Source organism: Pseudomonas sp., assembly GCF_050739775.1.
GTDB lineage: Bacteria > Pseudomonadota > Gammaproteobacteria > Pseudomonadales > Pseudomonadaceae > Aquipseudomonas.
Map to the genome: position 1 here is coordinate 94920 of NZ_JBOICA010000008.1, position 18220 is coordinate 113139.

Genomic DNA, 18220 nt, shown 5'->3' on the forward strand with positions numbered 1-18220 from the left:
TGTGGTTCAGGTCCAGCGCCGGAAAACCAGCGAGGTGTTGACTCCGCCAAAGGCGAAGTTGTTGTTCATCACGTACTCGTGGCTCATGTTGCGGAACTCGCCGCACAGGTAGTCCAGCTCGCCGCAACGCGGGTCGATGTGCGCCAGGTTGAGGGTGTGCACATAGCGGTCACTGTTCATCATCTCGATGCTGAACCAGGACTCCAGCGCCCCGCAAGCACCCAGTGTGTGGCCGAGAAAACTTTTTTGCGAGCTGATCGGCATGCGCGGGCCGAACAGGCTGCTGGTGGCCAGGGTTTCGGCGATATCGCCCTGCTCGGTGGCCGTCCCGTGACCGTTCACATAACCGATGGCGCCGGGGGCCAGGTGGGCGTCCTCCAGCGCAAGCTCCATGGCCCGGCGCATGGTGAGCTGTTCCGGACGGGTGGTGTGCTGGCCATCGGCGTTGCTGCCGAAGCCGACAATCTCGGCATGGATGTGTGCACCGCGCGCCAGGGCGTGCTCAAGCTCCTCCAGCACCAGCATGCCGCCGCCTTCGCCGATCACCAGGCCATCACGGCCGCTGTCGTAGGGGCTCGGGCTGCTGTGCGGGGCGTCATTCTTCAGGCTGGTGGCATAGAGCGCATCGAAGACCATGGCCTCGGTCGGGCACAGCTCTTCGGCACCGCCGGCGAGCATCAGTGGCAGGCGGCCGAACTTGATTGCCTCATAGGCATAGCCGATGCCCTGGCTGCCACTGGTGCAGGCGCTGGACGTCGGAATCAGGCGCCCGGTCAAGCCGAAGAAGATGCTGATATTGGCCGCGGTGGTATGCGGCATCATGCGCACATAAGAATTGGCATTGAGGCCCTCAGCCACCGAGTTGAGCAGCATGTTGCCAAAGGCCTTGATCTCGTCGGTGCTGCCGGTGGACGAGCCGCAGGCCACGCCCATGCGTCCGTCACGGATCGACGGATCGTCGAGCAGGCCGGCATCGCGCAGGGCATTCTGCGCTGCGGCAACGGCCAGGCGCGACACTCGGCCCATGCTGCGCAGCTGTTTGCGGGTCCAGCCGGCCGGGACCTTGAAGTCATCGATGGGACCGGCCAGGCGCGTGTTCAGTTCTTCGAAACGGTCCCATTCGGCCATGCGCCGGATACCGCTACGGTTGCTGGCGAAGCTGCCGGCGATGGTCTGCCAGTCGCTGCCCAGCGAGGTGATGCCGGCCATGCCGGTGACAACCACACGTTTCATCAGCACAAGCCTCCGTTGACCGCCAGGACCTGGCGGGTGATGTAGGCGGCTTCGGCCGACATCAGGAAGTTCACCGCGCCAGCGACTTCTTCCGGGGTGCCCATGCGCTGGGCCGGGATCATCTTCAGCAGTTCTTCGACCGGCACGTGCTCATTGAGCATGGCCGTGTCAATCAGCCCGGGGGCGACGCAGTTGACGGTGATCTTGCGCTTGCCCAGTTCGATGGCCAAGGCCTTGGCGGCGCCGATCACGCCGGCCTTGGAGGCGCTGTAGTTGACCTGGCCGCGGTTGCCGATCATTCCCGAAACCGACGTGATGCAGACGATCCGGCCCGGTGCGCGACGGCGGATCATCGGCATCATCAGCGGGTGCAGGACGTTGTAGAAGCCATCGAGGTTGGTGCGCAGCACCTGGTCCCAGTCGTCCTCGCTCAGCGCCGGGAAGGCGCCGTCGCGGGTCAGGCCGGCATTGCAGACCACACCGTAGTAGGCGCCATGGCTCTCGACATCGTCGGTGAGGACGGCCGCGCAAGCTGCGCGATCGGCAACGTCGAATTGCAGCACACGGGCTTGCTGGCCGAGGCTCCGGACTTCGTTTGCAACAGCGTCGGCCTCGGTGCGGCCGCTACGGCAGTGCAGGACCAGGTCGAAACCGGCCTGCGCCAGGCGCAGGGCGATGGCCCGGCCAATGCCTCGGCTGGAACCGGTGACCAGGATGGTATCAGTCATGGAGGGACTCCTCTGGGCCCGCTTCGGCCAGGTAACTGGCAGCCTGCGGCGGGCGAAAAACATTCAAACGGGCCATGGCATGAATGCCCGGGCCATGCAGGTGACACTCGAACACACCCATGCCGTTGTCGTCTTCCAGCGAGCGTTGGGCATGGATGCGCAGGTGGGCGCCGGCGGGAAAGTGCTCGACATTGCATTCGAACTTGCGTGTGCCGAGCAGAAAGCCCAGCGCCACCGGCTGGCCCTGCTCGCGGGCGCGGCAACCGGCATAGGCGGCGACGCTCTGGGCCATCAGCTCGATGCCGACCCAGGCCGGCAGGCTGCCATCGGCGCGATTGAACAGGCCGCCGGGGCGCACGGTCAAGTGGGTGTGGATCTGCTCCTGGTCAAACGATTCGACCTGATCGATGAGGATCATGTCGCCGGCATGCGGCAGCAGCTCGGCCAGTGGCCAGGTGATCATGGGCTGTCTCCGAGAATCAGGCTGACGTTGTTGCCACCGAAGGCGAACGAATTGCTCATCAGGCGCCGCGGGCCTGAAGCCGGCAGGCGCTGGCGGTCATCGATCAGGTTCAGGGTCGGCAGCTCAGGGTCGGCTGCGCCGTCCCAGACGTGAGGTGGCAGGCGCCCTTGCGGGTTATCTGCGGCCAGGCTCAGCCAGCAGAAAGCTGCCTCCAGGGCACCCGCTGCGCCCAGAGTGTGGCCGGTCATGGGCTTGCTCGACGAGCAGGCCAGCTGGCTGCCGAACAACTGGTGCACGGCCAGGCTTTCCATGGCGTCGTTGTGGCGGGTGGCAGTGCCGTGCAGGTTCAGATAGTCGATTTGTCCAGGTTGCAGGCGTGCATTGTCCAGTGCCTTGCGCATGGCTTGCAAGGCACCTTTGCCAGCGGGTTCGGGGGCCGAGATGTGGTGCGCGTCGGAACTGGCGCCGGCGCCGAGCAGGGCAATGCTCGCGCCCTCGATGTTGGCCTCGCGGGTCATCAGGAACAGCACTGCGGCTTCGCCAATGTTGATGCCGTTGCGGTTGGCCGAGAATGGATTGCAGCGCTGTGCGCTGACCGCTTCAAGGGCGCTGAAGCCGTTGATGGTCAGCTTGCACAGGCTGTCGACGCCACCGCAGACCACCGCATCGCACAGGCCCAGGTCGAGCAGTCGGCGGGCGCTCATCAGGGCGCGGGCACTGGAGGTGCAGGCGGTGGAAATGACATAGGCCGGGCCGCTCAGTTGCAGCCAGCCGGCGAGGAAATTGGCCGGGGCGCTGAGCTCCTGTTGGGCATAGTCGTAGCTCGGCGGGAACTGTTGCGTGCGCAGGTAATGGGCGATGCCCTCGCTGGCCTCCCTGATACCCGAGGTGCTGGTGCCCAGGACGATGCCGATGCGGCTGCGGCCATGCTCGGCAATGGCCTGTTCAATCTGTGGCGCGATTTGCAGGCAGGCTTCGTACAGCAGTTGGTTGTTGCGGCTGTGCTGCGCGTGCAATGCGCCTGGCAGGTCGATCAGCTTGCCCGGTACCGCGGCCACCGGCAGGCGTCGATCCGCTACCCAGCCGTCTTCCTCGCGGATGCCGGAGCAATCCCCGGCAAACAGGTGGCGGGTGACTTCGGCCTGATCGCGTCCCAGGGCGCAAACCAGGCCCAGGGCATTGAGAAAAGCGGTCATGGCGTGCTCTCGCTGGGCAGTGGGCTGACTAGATAACGCAGGCCCTGCCCCAGGTTCAAGGTGAAGTCGTCGGTTTGTCGGTAGTCGACCCGCCAGCGCTTGGCCAGCCAGCGCTGCTGACCCTGCTGGCGGGCGCCGGGATAGAGCTGTTGCAGCTGCTCGCCGGGGGTCAGGGCGAACAACAGGGCCGCGAATAGTTCCCGTGCTGCCGGATTGGGTGGCAACAGGCCATCAGCCTGCCACTGACCTTGGTCGAGCAGTTGCCGGGCCTGGGGAATACCCAGCAGGTCGAGCAGCGACCAGCGCAGGCGGGCGTCCTCACGCTGGATCACCAGCAACCAGTCCTGGCGCTGATCCGCCTGAACACGCTGGATGTGCAGCTGCATCGGCAGGGGCAGCGGCGGCAGCTGTTCGGGCAGCGGCGCACGGCTGGCGCAGGCGCTCAGCAGGGCGAAGGCAAGGATCAGCAACAGGCGTTTCATGCACTCGGCTCAACTGGGTTCAGGGGTTTGCGGGCAACCACGTTGACCAGGGTTTCTTCGCGCTGACCGACCGGCGGCGGCTTACGCAGGCCGAAACGTTCGAGCAGGCCGAAGTCGCTGGAACGGCTCCACCACAGGTAGGGGTAGGAGACATTCTGCGTGCCGAACTCGAAACCCTGGTCGTGGAGCATCTGCAGGTACTCTGCGGCACTCTTCTGCACATGCATGGGGTGACGGAACAACCAGCGGATCACCCAGGTGTCGATGTAGGCTTCGGTGGACTCGGCGAACAGCAGGTAACCCCCGGGCCTGAGCACCCGAAAGAACTCGGCCAGGGCCTTTTCCTGCTCGACCAGATGATGAAACGTCTGGTGGCAGAAAAGGATGTCGACGCTGTTGTCGGCAAACTGCAACGCCGCGCAGTCACTGCCGCGCAGCTCCACGCTGAGGCCTTGCTGGCGAGCTTCGGCCTGGCTCAGTTCGAGGCTGTGCGGGTCGGCATCGGTGCCCAGCAATTGGCTGGGGCCGAACACCTGCTGCAGATACTGGAACGACTTGCCCTGGCCACAGCCGGCATCGAGCAGCACCGGCGCGCGTGGCGGCTCGTTGTCGAACAGGCGGCGCAGGTCGTTGATCGCCACCCGCAACACATGGTGCTGCCAGGTGTGGCTGCGCAGGAACCAGAAGCCGAATCGGGTTTCCTCGACGTAGCTGTCGCTCAGGAAGGGTTGCTGGCTCATGCTGCCGTCCTTGCGCAGACTTCAGCGAGCATGCGCAGGCGCCGCTGGGGTTCGCTGACGAAGGGGTTGCGCTGGTCCCAGGCATAGCCGGCGAGGATCGAGCTGATCATGGCGCGGATTTCCGGTGAGCTACCGGGGTGGTAGATCACGTCCTGGAAACTGCCGTTGTACCAACCCTCGACATAGGCGCGGAAGGTGTCCACGCCGCGCTTGAGCGGTTCGGCGAATTCGCTTTGCCAGTCCACCGTTTCGCCCTGAAGCTGACGGTGCAGCACGCCGGCGGCCATGCTCGCCGAGCGCATGGCAATGGTCACCCCGGAAGAGAACACCGGGTCGAGGAATTCGGCGGCGTTGCCCAGCAGGGCAAAACCAGGGCCGTGCAGGGTCTTGACGTTGGCCGAGTAGCCGCCAATGGCCCGCGCCGGGGTGTCCCACACGGCGTTGGCTAGCACCTTGGACAGGCTCGGGGTCTGCTCGACGAAGTGCTTCAGACAGACATCCAGATCCTGTGGCGCGCGGGCAAAGTGCTCGGCGCCAGCCACTACGCCCAGGGAGCAACGCCCGTCACTGAACGGGATGGTCCAGAACCAGATGTCGCGGTGTTCGGGGTGGGTGGTGATGAGGATCTTGTCACGGTCGAAGCCCGGGTGGTCGATGCGGTCTTCGATATGGGTGAATACCGCCTGGCGCACCGGGAAGTTCGATGGTGCCTCCAGGTCCAGCAGGCATGGCAGCACACGGCCGTAACCACTGGCATCGAGGAGGAACTCGACTTCCACGCTGTACTCGCTGCCGTCCAGGCAGCGTACCCGCACCTGCGGGCGCGGGCGTTCAACGTCAACGGCGATGATTTCTTCTTCGTAGCGAACCTCGACGCCCTGGGCGGCAGCCTGGTCGGCCAGCAACTGGTCGAACCGGGCGCGCTGCACCTGGAATGTCGTCGGTTTGCCTTTGCTGAAGGTGTCACCGAAGTCGAAGGCGCTGTATTCCTCGCCCCAGGCGAAGGCCGCACCGTTCTTGCACTGGAAGCCCGCGGCTTCGAGCGCCGGGAGCATGCCGGCCTCTTCGACGAAGTCGATGCAGTGCGACAGCAGGCTTTCACCAATGGAGAAACGCGGGAAGCGCTGGCGCTCGATGATCAGCACATCGTGGCCCTGGCGCTTGAGCAGCGCGCCGGCGATGGCGCCGGACGGGCCGGCGCCGATAATCAATACCTGCCGTTGTTGCAGTTCAGTGTTCGGCATAAGGCCTCCTTGCCGTCTGGGTAGTCTTCAATGGAATCCGGTGCAGGCCGGCCAACGCTGGCATCAGCGTGGCGACCAGGCTCATCAGCATCAGGGCGAAGTACAGCGCCGGGCTGATCAGCTGTTGTTGCAAAAGCAGGTTGAGGAAGACGATTTCACTCAAGCCGCGAATGTTCAGCAGCAGGCTTTCTCGCCATTTGCTTGCGCCGACGAACGACGGCGTGGCCCAGTTCAGGCCCAGCCAGTTGCCCAGCAACTTGCTGAGGATTGGCAACAGCAGCAAGGCGGCGAGCTGCAGGGCGTCGAAGCCGCGCAGGACGTTGTGGATATCGATCTGGATGATGCCGAAGGTCAGAATCAGCGGAATCGCCACGCCGTTCTGCAGGCGTTTTATCCACAGCGCTGATAACGGCAGTTGCAGCGGTAACTTGAGCCAGGCCAGGCAGCACAGGTAACCGATGCCGAAGATCAGCGCATTGAGCCGGTAGTGCTCGGCGACGAACAACAGACCGAAGAAACCCAGGCAGTACACCCAGGGCCGGCGGATCCCCAGGGCATAGAGTGGCAGCGGCAGGCAGGCGCCGAGCAGCGGCAGTACCAGGCTCAGCGGCTGCAGGCTGCCCTGGCCAAGGCCGAACAGCAGCCAGCAGGCCAGGTCGATGAGGATCGCCGACTGCATCAATCGGCGGGTTGCGGCGGGTGGGTAGTCGATGTTGCGCAGGTACAGGTAGAGCACCGGGATCGCGGTGATGGCAAATACCAGGCCCAGTGCCAGCGAGGTCAGCCAGGGCTGCTCGGGCAGCAACAGCACGCCGCAGGCCAGGCCACAGGCGAAGGGCACGAGAAAGCTCGGCAAGGCAATTTTCAGGCTTTGCCGGTCGAACTTCAGCGCCACCACATCGGACAGGATGTGCCCTAGCAGCAGAGCGAAACTGAGGCCATAGAGGGTTTTTAGCCAGGACGGAGCGACCAGCGCCGCGCCACTGAGCTGCCAGTGCGGTTCGACCCAGAACAGCATCAACAACGGCAGGCCGAGGGTGGCCAGCAATAATTGGCTGACGATCGGGATTAGCCCCAGGCGCCGGCCCAGTTCACTGGCGATCAGGAACAGCAGCAGAGCCAGGGCCCAGAACAAAACGATACTCATGCCGACTGTTCCTTGTGGCGAGTGGCGGCCCAGGGCGCCAGGACAAAACTGAACGCCAGGCCGAGGCTGACGGCCAGACCGAAATTGCTCACAGCCGGCGTGCTGGACACCGCCAGCAAGCCGAACGACAGCCAGGTGGTGGTGGCCGCCAGCAGGGTGCCGAGCAGGCTGACGGCGGCGCCGCCGATCTGCTCGTGCATGAGGATCGCGTAGTCGACGCTGATGGCGGTGACCAGCAGCAGGCCGAACAGGCTGAACAGGGTCAGCGGCTGGCCCAGCCAACCGAGGCAGGCCAGGCTGCACAAGGCCGCCAGCAGAGGCAGGGCGACGATGCGCAGGGCCCCGCCGAGACCGAACGGCAGCACCAGCAGTACCACGATCAGCACACAGGACAGCAGCTTCAGTTCGGCGGCACTGATCTGCGTGGCGGCGAACACCCGGTTCAGGTCGCCGAGGCGATCCACCAGTTGCACGCCTTCCAGGTCATCGGCCTGCAAGCGCAGCAAGGCCGGATCATTCAAGCCTTGCAGGCTGACGATAGCAGCCACGCCTTGAGCGTCGGCGCCCAGCCACAACGTGCGCCAGGGCTCGCTCAGCGGGCCGCGGAGGGCGTGATCGATGTCCAGGGCCGGTAGCGCCTGCAGTTGCGTCAATTCCGCCTGCAGTGCGCTGTGCGGCACGCCCAGGGCCAACAGCGGTTGCCAGTGCTCAGGCAGTTTGCCCAGCGCCTCGCGCAGCTGTTGCTGCTCGCCCGGGCTGGCGACGAGCTGGTTGAGTGCCATGTAACCCTTGAGCTTGTCGGTTTCGACCAGTTCGTCCAGGCGTGAGCTTAGCGCTTGCAGGCGCTCCAGCAGTTGCGGCTGGTCGGCCCCGCGCACCAGGTAGAACTGGCTGGTGGGTTGGTAACCGGTAATGCGTGCTACGGCCCGGGCCTCTTCGAGCAGCTGCGGCGGGCTGCCAACCCACTGGCGGATATCGTTGCGGCTGTCCAGCTGCCACAAGCCAACGGCGCAGAACAGGATCAGCAGGCCGAGCAACACCGGGCTGGAAACCTTGCTCAGCAGTTTCTGGCGCAGGTCGATCAACCATTGGGCAACCTGCAGCGGCCATTGCGCCGGTTGCAGGTCAATGTCCTTGAGCAGCGCCGGCAGCAGGCACACGGCACTGAGGTAGGCGCCAATCAGCCCGGCGGCGGAGAAGGCGGCAATCTGGGTCAGCGCCGGGAAGGGCGTAAAGGCCAGGGCCAGATAGCCGATGCAACTGGTAGCCAGGCTCAGGCTCAGGCCCGGCAGGGTCAACCGCACAGCCGGCCAGCTGTGCCAGGGACGCAGGCTCCAGCTCTTTGACAGGTAGTGCAGCGGGTAGTCCACGGCCACGCCGATCAGGCTTGAACCCAGCACCAGGGTCATGACATGCATCTGGCCGAACAGCGCCACGCAGGCCACCGCGCCGAACAGCATGCCGACCAGCACCGGGACGAAAGCCAGGAGCACGCGCAGGCGCCGGAACGCCAACAGCAACAACAACAGGATGCCGACCGTGGCACCGCCGCCGACCCAGGTGATTTCCTGGCTGGCCTGGCGCTGGCCATTGGCGGCGTACAGCAGGCCGCTGGCGGCCAGCAAGCGGGCGCCACTCTGTCCGGCTTCGACCTGGCTGCTGGCGAGCAGGTCGGCGACCTGCAGAGGTAGCTGCATATCGAAGGCGTTGCCCAGGGTGCGGGTGCGCAGCAGCACCCAGTTCTGCCCATCAGCTTCAGCTACCAGCGCGCCGCTGGCGGTGTCCAACTGCACCGCGGCGGGGCGTGGCTGGCTGTTCTGGATGCGCCCGGTCAGGCCTAGCCAGTCGTCCTGGCTGGGTACCAGGCTGAAGCCGGAAAAGGGGTCGTAGAGGCTTTGCACGCGTTGTTCGATAAAGCCTTGCGGGTTGTCGACCAGGCTGTTGCGATCAGCGCGCGAGAGCATCGCCAGGCGACCCCGCAGCAACTGCTCGCGCAGGGCCTGCAGATCGGTCTGCAGGCTCCATTGGACCTTTTCGAACAAACCGCTGGCCTGCCATTGTTCACCCAGGCGCTGGGCCAGGGCGATGGCCTGATCGCGCTGTGGGTGGCCGACCAGCACCAGCATTTCGCGGTTCAGCGGCTCCTGCATGCGCTGCTCGGCGCGCTGCACCAGCGGATCCTGGGTGGCCCCGGGAACCAGGACCATCAGGTCGGCAGACAAGGGCGCGGCCCGATACCACTGCCAACCGGCCAAGGCCAGGACGCCGGTCAGGAGCAGCAGGAACAGCCGGGGCAACAGACGCTCACTCGGCAAAATCGCGGCGCTCCGTGTCGTTCAGGTTGCTAGCGCCGGTGCTTGATGACATGCGCAACACCGTGCTGTCGCCCTGGGTTTCCAGCAACTGGATGCGTTCGACAAAGCGTCCACCGTCGATATCGATCTGTTTGAACACCTGTTTGAGCAGCAGCGAACGTGGGGTCAGGCGCAATTGCCAGTGCTGGGCGTCGCCTTGCAGGCTCAGCTCGAAATCACGCTCAAGGCCACTGCTGTCACCTTGCAGCACGGCGAAGAACAGGCGGTTCTGCTCAGCCCCGGCGCTTTTGCCCGGCAGCATCTGCCAGCCTGCAGGATCGCGGCGGGCGATGCCCTGGGCGTTGAGGCGGTAGTCCTGCTTCAGTGGCGTTTGCAGCAGCCAGAGCAAGCCATGGTCGCGGGCCAGGACGAACTGGCCTTTGCTCACCAAGGGTTGCGGCAAGGCGCGCAGGTGTTTCTCCTGAATGAACGGGCCCTTGATCACTGCCGGCTCGCCCAGTTGCTTGCGCAGGTCATTCAGGCCAAATGCCTGGGCCAGGTTACAGCCGAGCAACAGGCCGATGCACAGCAGGTCACGCAACAGCGTCTTCATTTGAGCACCTTGTTCACGGCATCGAGCATCACCTGCGGCGAAGCCAGTTGCATCTCGCCGCTGGTGATGTGCACGGCGACCTGCACGGAACTGGCGCGGGTCATGCGTTCGCCGGTGGCGGCATCGCTGATCAGATAATTGATCTTCAGGCGGTTCTCCCACTCCACCAGGCTGGCGCGCACATTCAGACGCTGGCCGAAGGTGGCGCCGCGCATATAGCGCAGTTGCAGGTCGATCACCGGCCAGGCATAGCCTGAGGCTTGCATTTGCAGGTAGTTGTGTTCGAGCCGGTCGAGCAGCGCACAACGCGCCACTTCCAGGTACTTGACGTAATGGCCGTGCCAGACCACCAGCATGCTGTCGACATCGAAGAAGGGCACCTGTACTTCGGTGTCGAGGTGCAGAACGCCCTGACTACGCATGCAGCCTCCAATGTTGTTCGGCGATACGGCTCAGGCACAGGCGCAGGTCGCTTTCCAGTGCGCGGTCTTCGGTGACCGGGGCGAAGTCTTCCAGCAATTCGCGGTGCATGGTCGCCAGTGCCGGTGGCAGGTCGCGGGCATGCGCTTCACGATTGCGCAGCCAGACCCCCTGGTTGGCGGCCAGCAGCGTGGCGGCAGCGACTTGTTCGGTCAGCTCCAGCACCCGCAGGGCATCGCGGGCGGCGATGGTGCCCATGCTGACCTTGTCCTGGTTGTGGCATTCGGTGGAGCGCGAGAACACGCTGGCGGGCATGGTGTTCTTCAGGGCTTCGGCGGTCCAGGCACTGGCGCCGATCTGCACCGCCTTGAACCCGTGGTTGAGCATTGCCCGCTCGGCGCTGGCGCCCGACAGGTTGCTTGGCAGGCCGTGGTTGTAACGCACGTCGACCAGCAGCGCGAGCTGGCGGTCGAGCAGGTCGGCGACGTTGGCCACCAGGTTCTTCAGGCTGTCCATGGCGAAGGCGATGTGCCCACCATAGAAGTGCCCGCCATGCAGTACACGCTCGGCTTCGGCATCGATGATCGGGTTGTCGTTGGCGCTGTTCAGTTCGGTCTCGATGAAGCCGCGCAGCCAGCCCAGGCTGTCGGCCAGTACCCCCAGCACATGGGGGGCGCAGCGCAGCGAGTAGCGATCCTGCAAGCGGTGCAGCGGCGCGGTCGGTGCATCGATGGCCAGGTCCTGGCGCAGCCAGGCGGCGACCTGCATCTGCCCCGGATGCGGCTTGGCGGCAAACAGGCGCTCGTCGAAGTGTTCCGGATTGCCTTGCAGGGCGACCACGTTGAGGGCGGTAATGCGTGTGGCCAGCTTGAGCAAATAGTCGGCGCGGGCAAAAGCCAGGCACGCCAGACCGGTCATCACCGCAGTGCCGTTCATCAGCGCCAGGGCTTCCTTGGGCCGCAGCACCAGCGGATGCCAGCCCAGTTCGCGGTGTACATCGGCAGACTGGCGGCGCTCGCCGCGGTATATCACTTCACGTTCACCCGAGAGCGTTGCGGCAACATAGGACAGCGGTGTCAGGTCACCACTGGCGCCGACCGAACCCTCCTGGGGAATCAGTGGCAGGATGTCGTGGGCGAGGAACGCCTGCAGGCGCTCCAGCAGTTCGACACGTACGCCGGAGACGCCGTGGCACAGCGACTGCAAGCGCGCGGCCAATACCGCGCGGGTCGCCGGTGCATCGAGCAACTGGCCCAGCCCGCAGCCGTGGAAGGTGTACAGGTGCCTGGGCAGGGCTTCGACATGTTCCAGTGGCACTGCTACGACGCAGGAGTCGCCGTAGCCGGTGGTCACGCCGTAGATCACCCCTTCCTTGTCCAGCAACGAGTCGAGGAACTGCGCGCCACGGGCAATGCGCGCACGGTACTGTTCATCGTCTTGCAGACGGGTTTCGGCCTGGTGGTTGGCCAGGGCGAGGACGTCTTCGATAGAAAGCGGCGACTCGCCGAAGGTTACTGGCTTATGCGGATGCATCGTCATCGGTCTTCCAGAAAGGGTAGAAATTGAACCATTGCTGCGGCGCTTGCAGGCAATAGTGGCCCAGGCGTTCGGCGTAGCGTCCGGCCCAGTCGGCGATCACCTGGTCGCGCTGGCCGCGGCGCCATTCGATGGCCGCGGCGAACGGTTCGAGGATCACCTGGTAGCGGCCCTGCTGCTTGAGGCAGAAGAACAGGTTGAGCGGGCACTTGAGCAGGCCGGCCAGTAGCCAGGGACCTTGCGGGAAAGCGGCCCGGTGGCCAAGGAAATCCACCTCGACCGTGCGTGCGCCATGCAGCGGCACACGGTCGCCGGCGATTGCCAGCCACTCGCCGCGGTCCAGGCGCTGGCTCAGTTGCAGCATGATCGCCGGGTCCAGTTCGCTGACCTGGATCAACCGCAGGTTGCTCGCCCCGGACTCACCGAGCAGGCGATTGAAGCGCTCGGCGTGCTTGGTGTGTACCAGCACGTTCATGGTCACCTGTTCGCCCAGCTCGGCCAGGGCGCGGCAGACTTCGAGGTTGCCCAGGTGTGCACCGACCAGCATCTGCCCGCGCTCGGCGCGCAGCTGGGTGTGCAAGTGCCCTGGATCGACGATCTCGATCTGCTCCAGGCGCAGCTTGCCGTTCCACACGTCAAGTTTGTCCAGCAGGGCATCGGCAAAGGCCATGAACTGGCCGAACACCTTCCAGTGGCTGGGGCGCAAGGTCGCCTGGCCACTCCAGTCGGCCAGGCGTTGCTGGTACTCCCAGGCACTGTGCCGGGCCTTGCGGCCAAACAGGAAGAAGTACAGGACGATGCCGTAGAGCAGGGGGCTGAGCAGGCGTCGGCCGAGCAGTTTGACGCCAGACGCGGTCAGTTTCATCAGCCAGAAACTGCCGCGCTCCTCATGGCTTGCCCAGTGTTGTTCGCGGCTGTTCATGCTTGCCACCGCCGCCAGAGGATCGCCGGGGCGCGCAGCAACATGCCGAAGAACAGCTTGGTGTGCATCTTCGAGATCAGGGCGTTGTCGTGGATCAGGCGAAAGTGCGACAGGCCGTCCTGGGGGTAATGCACTCGGGTCGCCAGCCAGCGCATCGGCTGGTTGCGCCAGGCCAGGCGCACGAGGATTTCGGGGTCGAAGTCCATGCGCTTGCCCAGCTTGACCGCGTCGATCAGGGCCAGGGTCGGCGGCAGCGGGTAGACCCGGAAACCGCACATGGAGTCGGGAATCTGCAACGACAGGCTGTTGATCCACACCCAGACGTGCGTCAGGTAGCGGGCATACAGACGGCCCTTGGGCACACTGGCGTCGTATTGTGGATAACCACAGATCAGCGCCTGGGGATAGGCGCGAGACTGTTCCAGAAAACGGCTGACATCGGCCAGGTCATGCTGGCCATCGGCGTCCACCTGCAGGGCATGGCTGAAACCCAGGCGTGCGGCTTCGCGCAGGCCGGCCATGACCGCGCCGCCTTTGCCCTGGTTGAGTGCCAGCTGGACCAGAAACACCTGTTCCTGCTCGGCCAGTTGCCGCAACACGGCAGCGCAGGCCGGGCTGCTGGCATCGTCCACCAGCACACAGGGCAGGCCGGCCTTGAGCAGGTCGGCGACCACTGCCGGCACGGCCAGCTCATGGTTGTAGACCGGGATTACTGCACAAGGCTTATGCACCGATAGTCTCCAGCACAATGCGGCCGCTGGAGCAGGGCGCCCCGGCATTGCTGTAGGTGAAGTAGAGTTTGCCGCGTTCGGCATCGAAACGCAGGCTCAGTTGCAGCGGGTCACCGGGGCGTACCAGTTGCTGGAATTTCAGCACTTCCATGCCGGCGAAACGCCGCGGCTGATCGAGCAGGGCCTGGCCCAGTTCGATGGCCCAGTCGACTTGGACAACACCCGGCAGTACCGGGGTCTGTGGAAAGTGACCATTGAAGTAGGCCAGGTCCGCCGAGACGGCCAGGTGCAGATGCAGTTCGGCGTCTTTTCGCGCCTGGCTGATGACCTCCGGGCCTGTCGGGCGCGGTGCGAGCAACAAGGCTTCGACGTCGGCCTGGGGCAATTTGCCTTGAGCGTTGAACGGCAACTGACGCAGCAAGCGCCAGCGTCGCGGCAGGGCCAGGGCTTCGCAATGCTGGCCCAGGTGAGTGCGCAAGCCTTCGGTGATGGCGCGCCGGCCCTGGTTGCGCAAGGCATGCATGCCGCTGGCGCTGAGCACCAGCAGGGCACCGAGGGAGGCGCGGTTTTCCTGGACCACCGCCAGGCGCGCGTCCTCGACCCAGGGATGATCGAGCAGGGCCTTTTCCAGCATTGGTAGGGAGATACGTTTTTCTTCTAGCTTGACGATACGGTCCAGGCGTCCGAGCAGGCGGAAACGACCGTCGTCGGCAAATTCCACCGCATCGGCACTTTGCTCGACATGGCCCACCGGCAGGTACGGCGACGCGATGCGCAGTGCGCCTGCGGCATTCTGGCTCAGTTGCACCTGGGCGAAGGGTTGCCACAGGTTGTCGCCCTGGCGCCAGGCGATACCACCGGTTTCCGAGCTGCCGAGGATTTCCGTCGGCCATTGCTGCAGGCGCTGGTGCAAGGCCTGGGCTGCATTTGCGGGCAACTCGCCACCCGAGGAAAACACCCGTCGCACCCGGCTCAGCGCCGGCCAGTCGAGGTTATCGCCCATGCGCTTGAGCAAGGCCGGGCTGGCGACCCAGGCAAAGGCCGGGTGTTCACGGCTGGCCCGTTGCAGGTCCTCGGGGAACGGCAACTGCTGGCGCAGGAACGGACGTCCGGCGCACAAGGGCCAGAGCACGCGGAACAGCAGGCCGTAGATATGCTGGGTGGCGACACTGCCGATGATGCAGGCGTTGTCCAGTTCAGCGCCCCACAGTTGCTCCAGCGCCTGCACTTCGTTGGCCAGCTGGCGCAGCTGTTTGTCGATGCGCTTGGGTTCGCCGCTGGAGCCGGAGGTGCACAGGCTCAGGCGGCAATTGTCGAGGTCGAGGTCGGCGGCGGCCAGCGCGGTGTCGAACAACGCCTCGAGTGGCTGGTCCTGCTCGCTGATCCACAGGTCGACCTCGCCTTGCCAACGTTGGCGGGTTTGCGCTTGCAGGTCCGCGGGCAGCAGCACCTGTACGCCGGCGCGCCAGGCGCCGAGCAGGGCGATGGCCAGCAACGCGGCATCGTTCAGGTGCACGGCCAGGCGCTGTACACCGCGACGCTGCAGGCCGGCGGCCAGTTGCAGGGCCTGCTGGCAGAGCTCGCCGTGGTCCAGTGCCGGGGCCAGGGTTACCGGGCGTGGAGCGCTGTCGGGGTGCAGTAGCTGCTCAAGGTTTATCCATTTCATGAGCGTCCTCGTACGTGTTGTCTTATCAGCCATTCAATGGCAAACAGCAGGCCCATCAAGCCGTAGGCGATCAGGCCGTTGTACAGGGTCCACCAGCGCAGTGGCGCCCACAGGGTCAGCGCGGCGGCGACCAGGCCGTTGGCCAGGAAAAACAGGCTCCAGGCCTTGGTCACCTGGCGCGTGTAATGGACCGCCATCTCCGGCAGCTCCGGCTCGCGCAGCCGCGCCAGACGCTCTGCCATCGGCGGGCCGAACTTCAGGCTCAGACCGAACAGGCCCAGCATGAAGGCACTGATCAGCACCGGGTACCAACGCAGCAGCTGCGGGTTGTTGAACAGCGCCAGCAGCGCGCAGAAGGCGATCGCTGCCACGGCCATCCAGTGGCCGCCGGGCCGCCGCGGCTCACTCAGCGCGCGCGCCAGCCACAGCGCACCGAGCAGCAGGCCGAACTGCCAGGGGGCAAAATGGGCCATGCCGAAATACACCGCAAAGGGGTACAGCAGACCGGCCACGACCAGGCCCAGGCCAATCAGGCGTTTCATGCCGCGCTGTTGACCAGGCGATACACGGCCTCGACCACGTCATTGACGGTGCGCACCGCCTTGAACTCGTCGGCGGCGATTTTTTTGCCGGTCTGGCGTTTGATGTGATCGATCAGGTCGACAGCGTCGATGCTGTCGATCTCCAGGTCCTGGTACAGGTTCGACTCCAGGCTGATGTTGGCCGGGTCCAGTTCGAACAGTTCGACCAGCGCGTCGCGCAGGGTGTTGAAGATGTCTTCGCGGGTTTGCATGGTGCTGTCTCAGGCTGCCTGTTTAGCGGTGACGAAAGCCGCAAGGCTGGCCACGCTGGTGAAATGGTTGCGGGTGTCCTTGGCGTCGGCGTCGATCTTGATGCCGTACTTCTTCTGAATCGCCAAGCCGAGTTCGAGGGCGTCCACCGAATCCAGGCCAAGGCCCTCGCCGAACAGGGTCTGCTCGTCGCCGATGTCCTCGGCGCTGATGTCTTCCAGGCCCAGGGCCTCGATGATCAACAGTTTGATGTCGCGGTTAAGGTCTTGCTGTGGAACGCTCATCTGTGGCGAGCTCCTTGGTGAAGTACTGGTGCAGGTAATCGTTGAGTTTGCGCGAGGCCTGGGGCGCGGGGCCCTGGGTGGCGAAGGCCTGGGGGTCGATATCGTCGCCGACCTGCAAGCTGAAGTGCACCCGGCGCCGGGGGATGCGGTACCAGGGTTCGGCCTTGGTCAGGGTGGTGGGGCTGACCCTGATGGTCACCGGCGTGATGATCTTCGCACCGCGCAGGGCAATTGCGGCGGCGCCGCGATGAAAGGCCGGCACCTGGTCGGGTGGCGTGCGGGTACCTTCGGGGAAGATGATCAGGGTCTGGCCGCTGCGCAGGGCGTCCACCGCAGTGTCGAGCATGTCCAGGCTGCCGTCGTTGCTGATGTACTGCGCCGAACTCACCGGGCCGCGGGTAAAGGGGTTGTGGAACAGGCTCTGCTTGACCACGCAGTTGGCCTGGCGCACCAGGCCGATGAGAAACACCACGTCAATCAGCGACGGGTGGTTGGCAATGATCATCTGCCCGGGACGACCGAGCTTTTCCGCGCCACGCACCTCATAGGTCAGCACACCGCTGCAGTACATGAAGCGAATGAAGCGCCAGAACAGCCAACTGATAGTGTGCCGGGCCCGTTGCCGGTGACGGGCGCTGTCGCCGGGCAGGCAGGCCAGCAGCGGGAACACCAGCAACTGCAGGCACAGGCCGCCGACGCCGAACAGGAAGAAACTGGCGGCGGTGGCCAACAGGCGCCAGTGATAGGCGTCCTTTGCTCGGCTCAAGGCTTGTGTTGCCAGGTCCATGTACGGCTCTTCCAGGTGTGGGTACAGGTGGTGTGCTCAGTGAGCAGGCTGCGCAACCAGCTCAGGGCGTGCGGTTCGCCAGCGGTTGCCGGGCCAGGACCCTCGCCCAGGCTCAACGTCCACTGGTCGCCGGGGGTCAGCAACAACCCCAGGGCGTAGGCAAAAGGCACGTCTTCAACCCAGTCGCGATAGGCGGCGGGCGGTTGTTCCTCGGCGATGATCAACAGGACCGCCGGGGCGCCATCGTGCAGCAGGCCGGCAGCCTCCAGCACGCCCTGCTCGAAGCCGTCCCCGGCAGCGGCCAGGGCGGTCATTTCGCTGGTTTCTGCGCGCATGATCGACCACAGGCCGATGATGGCGTTATGCACCGAGAGGCTGAACTGGGTGGGTGACAGTGGCTCTTGGTTGGCCAGGTCGCTGAGGATGTCGAATGTACGCGGGGTCTCGCCGTGGCGGGAGACGAACACCAACGGCAGGTCCTGTCGCCCATCGGCCAGTGGCCAGCCCACGGCGAAGGCCATGCGTGCCAGGTGGCTCAGGCGGCGACGCTGCATGGCGGGTAGAAAGGACACATCCGGCGCCTGATCGCTTGGCTCGAAGGCTTGGCCCGTCTGGCTCCAGCGCTGCCAGGCGGCAGTCGTCTGCAGGCCCGGCGCCCATGCTCGCCACTGGCTGATATTGAAGGTGATCACGATGTTTGTTTCCCGCCCTGAGGGACTTCCTTGCCGAGGGTGTAACTCGGAACTAACGACCTGTCAGGGGTGTGGCGCAATCGCCGAGTGGCGCGCATTATCCCGGTGACGCGGGCGTGTAGCAAATACTGGTTACAGAAACCCCAGCCTGTTAATGACCTCATTGGGCCTGCTTTGTGAGACTGGCCTGATATTTCCCCGACAAACGGCGGTAATCAGTTGTCGGTCGATTCCTGGTCAACTTGAGCCAG

At 64.9% G+C, this 18220-nt stretch carries 20 protein-coding genes; all 20 read right to left on the minus strand.

Going from position 1 to position 18220, the window contains the following annotated elements:
* Positions 1-6: 6 nt before the first annotated feature.
* The 20 genes from ACRESH_RS06520 to ACRESH_RS06615 are packed head-to-tail and all read right to left on the minus strand — an operon-like array spanning position 7 to position 17969.
* Positions 7-1233 (minus strand): beta-ketoacyl-ACP synthase, encoded by a 1227-nt coding sequence (locus tag ACRESH_RS06520; RefSeq protein WP_431741191.1) that lies wholly within the window; start codon positions 1231-1233, stop codon positions 7-9.
* Positions 1233-1961 carry a 3-oxoacyl-ACP reductase FabG gene (fabG, locus tag ACRESH_RS06525; RefSeq protein WP_431741192.1) on the minus strand — a complete coding sequence of 243 codons (729 nt, stop codon included), beginning with the start codon at positions 1959-1961 and terminating at the stop codon, positions 1233-1235. Before fabG ends, ACRESH_RS06520 begins: the two co-directional genes overlap by 1 nt.
* Positions 1954-2424 carry a 3-hydroxylacyl-ACP dehydratase gene (locus tag ACRESH_RS06530; RefSeq protein ID WP_431741193.1) on the minus strand — a complete coding sequence of 157 codons (471 nt, stop codon included), beginning with the start codon at positions 2422-2424 and terminating at the stop codon, positions 1954-1956. The genes fabG and ACRESH_RS06530 overlap by 8 nt, the downstream gene beginning before the upstream one ends.
* Positions 2421-3620 carry a beta-ketoacyl-[acyl-carrier-protein] synthase family protein gene (locus tag ACRESH_RS06535; RefSeq protein WP_431741194.1) on the minus strand — a complete coding sequence of 400 codons (1200 nt, stop codon included), beginning with the start codon at positions 3618-3620 and terminating at the stop codon, positions 2421-2423. The genes ACRESH_RS06530 and ACRESH_RS06535 overlap by 4 nt, the downstream gene beginning before the upstream one ends.
* On the minus strand, positions 3617-4102 hold the full coding sequence (locus ACRESH_RS06540; RefSeq protein WP_431741195.1) for a hypothetical protein: 486 nt from the start codon (positions 4100-4102) through the stop codon (positions 3617-3619). The genes ACRESH_RS06535 and ACRESH_RS06540 overlap by 4 nt, the downstream gene beginning before the upstream one ends.
* On the minus strand, positions 4099-4842 hold the full coding sequence (locus tag ACRESH_RS06545) for a class I SAM-dependent methyltransferase (RefSeq protein ID WP_431741196.1): 744 nt from the start codon (positions 4840-4842) through the stop codon (positions 4099-4101). Before ACRESH_RS06545 ends, ACRESH_RS06540 begins: the two co-directional genes overlap by 4 nt.
* Positions 4839-6086, minus strand: a complete 1248-nt coding sequence (locus tag ACRESH_RS06550) for an NAD(P)/FAD-dependent oxidoreductase (RefSeq protein ID WP_431741197.1) — start codon at positions 6084-6086, stop codon at positions 4839-4841. The genes ACRESH_RS06545 and ACRESH_RS06550 overlap by 4 nt, the downstream gene beginning before the upstream one ends.
* The gene (locus ACRESH_RS06555) at positions 6073-7233 is read right to left on the minus strand and encodes a sodium:proton antiporter (protein WP_431741198.1); all 1161 of its coding nucleotides are present in this window, start codon (positions 7231-7233) and stop codon (positions 6073-6075) included. Before ACRESH_RS06555 ends, ACRESH_RS06550 begins: the two co-directional genes overlap by 14 nt.
* Positions 7230-9548 carry an MMPL family transporter gene (locus tag ACRESH_RS06560; protein ID WP_431741199.1) on the minus strand — a complete coding sequence of 773 codons (2319 nt, stop codon included), beginning with the start codon at positions 9546-9548 and terminating at the stop codon, positions 7230-7232. The genes ACRESH_RS06555 and ACRESH_RS06560 overlap by 4 nt, the downstream gene beginning before the upstream one ends.
* The gene (locus tag ACRESH_RS06565) at positions 9538-10140 is read right to left on the minus strand and encodes an outer membrane lipoprotein carrier protein LolA (RefSeq protein ID WP_431741200.1); all 603 of its coding nucleotides are present in this window, start codon (positions 10138-10140) and stop codon (positions 9538-9540) included. The genes ACRESH_RS06560 and ACRESH_RS06565 overlap by 11 nt, the downstream gene beginning before the upstream one ends.
* The gene (locus ACRESH_RS06570; protein WP_431741201.1) at positions 10137-10562 is read right to left on the minus strand and encodes an acyl-CoA thioesterase; all 426 of its coding nucleotides are present in this window, start codon (positions 10560-10562) and stop codon (positions 10137-10139) included. Before ACRESH_RS06570 ends, ACRESH_RS06565 begins: the two co-directional genes overlap by 4 nt.
* The gene (locus tag ACRESH_RS06575; protein WP_431741202.1) at positions 10555-12099 is read right to left on the minus strand and encodes an HAL/PAL/TAL family ammonia-lyase; all 1545 of its coding nucleotides are present in this window, start codon (positions 12097-12099) and stop codon (positions 10555-10557) included. The genes ACRESH_RS06570 and ACRESH_RS06575 overlap by 8 nt, the downstream gene beginning before the upstream one ends.
* Positions 12080-13018, minus strand: a complete 939-nt coding sequence (locus ACRESH_RS06580) for a glycosyl transferase (RefSeq protein WP_431741203.1) — start codon at positions 13016-13018, stop codon at positions 12080-12082. The genes ACRESH_RS06575 and ACRESH_RS06580 overlap by 20 nt, the downstream gene beginning before the upstream one ends.
* The gene (locus ACRESH_RS06585; protein WP_431741204.1) at positions 13015-13749 is read right to left on the minus strand and encodes a glycosyltransferase family 2 protein; all 735 of its coding nucleotides are present in this window, start codon (positions 13747-13749) and stop codon (positions 13015-13017) included. Before ACRESH_RS06585 ends, ACRESH_RS06580 begins: the two co-directional genes overlap by 4 nt.
* Positions 13742-15415: an AMP-binding protein gene (locus ACRESH_RS06590; RefSeq protein WP_431741205.1), complete on the minus strand. Its 1674-nt coding sequence runs from the start codon at positions 15413-15415 to the stop codon at positions 13742-13744. The genes ACRESH_RS06585 and ACRESH_RS06590 overlap by 8 nt, the downstream gene beginning before the upstream one ends.
* Positions 15412-15957, minus strand: coding sequence for a hypothetical protein (locus ACRESH_RS06595; RefSeq protein WP_431741206.1), 546 nt, complete (start codon positions 15955-15957; stop codon positions 15412-15414). Before ACRESH_RS06595 ends, ACRESH_RS06590 begins: the two co-directional genes overlap by 4 nt.
* Positions 15954-16208: an acyl carrier protein gene (locus ACRESH_RS06600; protein ID WP_431741207.1), complete on the minus strand. Its 255-nt coding sequence runs from the start codon at positions 16206-16208 to the stop codon at positions 15954-15956. Before ACRESH_RS06600 ends, ACRESH_RS06595 begins: the two co-directional genes overlap by 4 nt.
* A gap of 9 nt (positions 16209-16217) precedes the next feature.
* The gene (locus ACRESH_RS06605) at positions 16218-16490 is read right to left on the minus strand and encodes a phosphopantetheine-binding protein (protein WP_431741208.1); all 273 of its coding nucleotides are present in this window, start codon (positions 16488-16490) and stop codon (positions 16218-16220) included.
* Positions 16465-17277, minus strand: a complete 813-nt coding sequence (locus tag ACRESH_RS06610) for a lysophospholipid acyltransferase family protein (protein WP_431741209.1) — start codon at positions 17275-17277, stop codon at positions 16465-16467. Before ACRESH_RS06610 ends, ACRESH_RS06605 begins: the two co-directional genes overlap by 26 nt.
* Complete coding sequence (locus tag ACRESH_RS06615) at positions 17253-17969, minus strand: beta-ketoacyl synthase chain length factor (protein ID WP_431741210.1); 717 nt, start codon at positions 17967-17969, stop codon at positions 17253-17255. The genes ACRESH_RS06610 and ACRESH_RS06615 overlap by 25 nt, the downstream gene beginning before the upstream one ends.
* Positions 17970-18220: the final 251 nt, after the last annotated feature.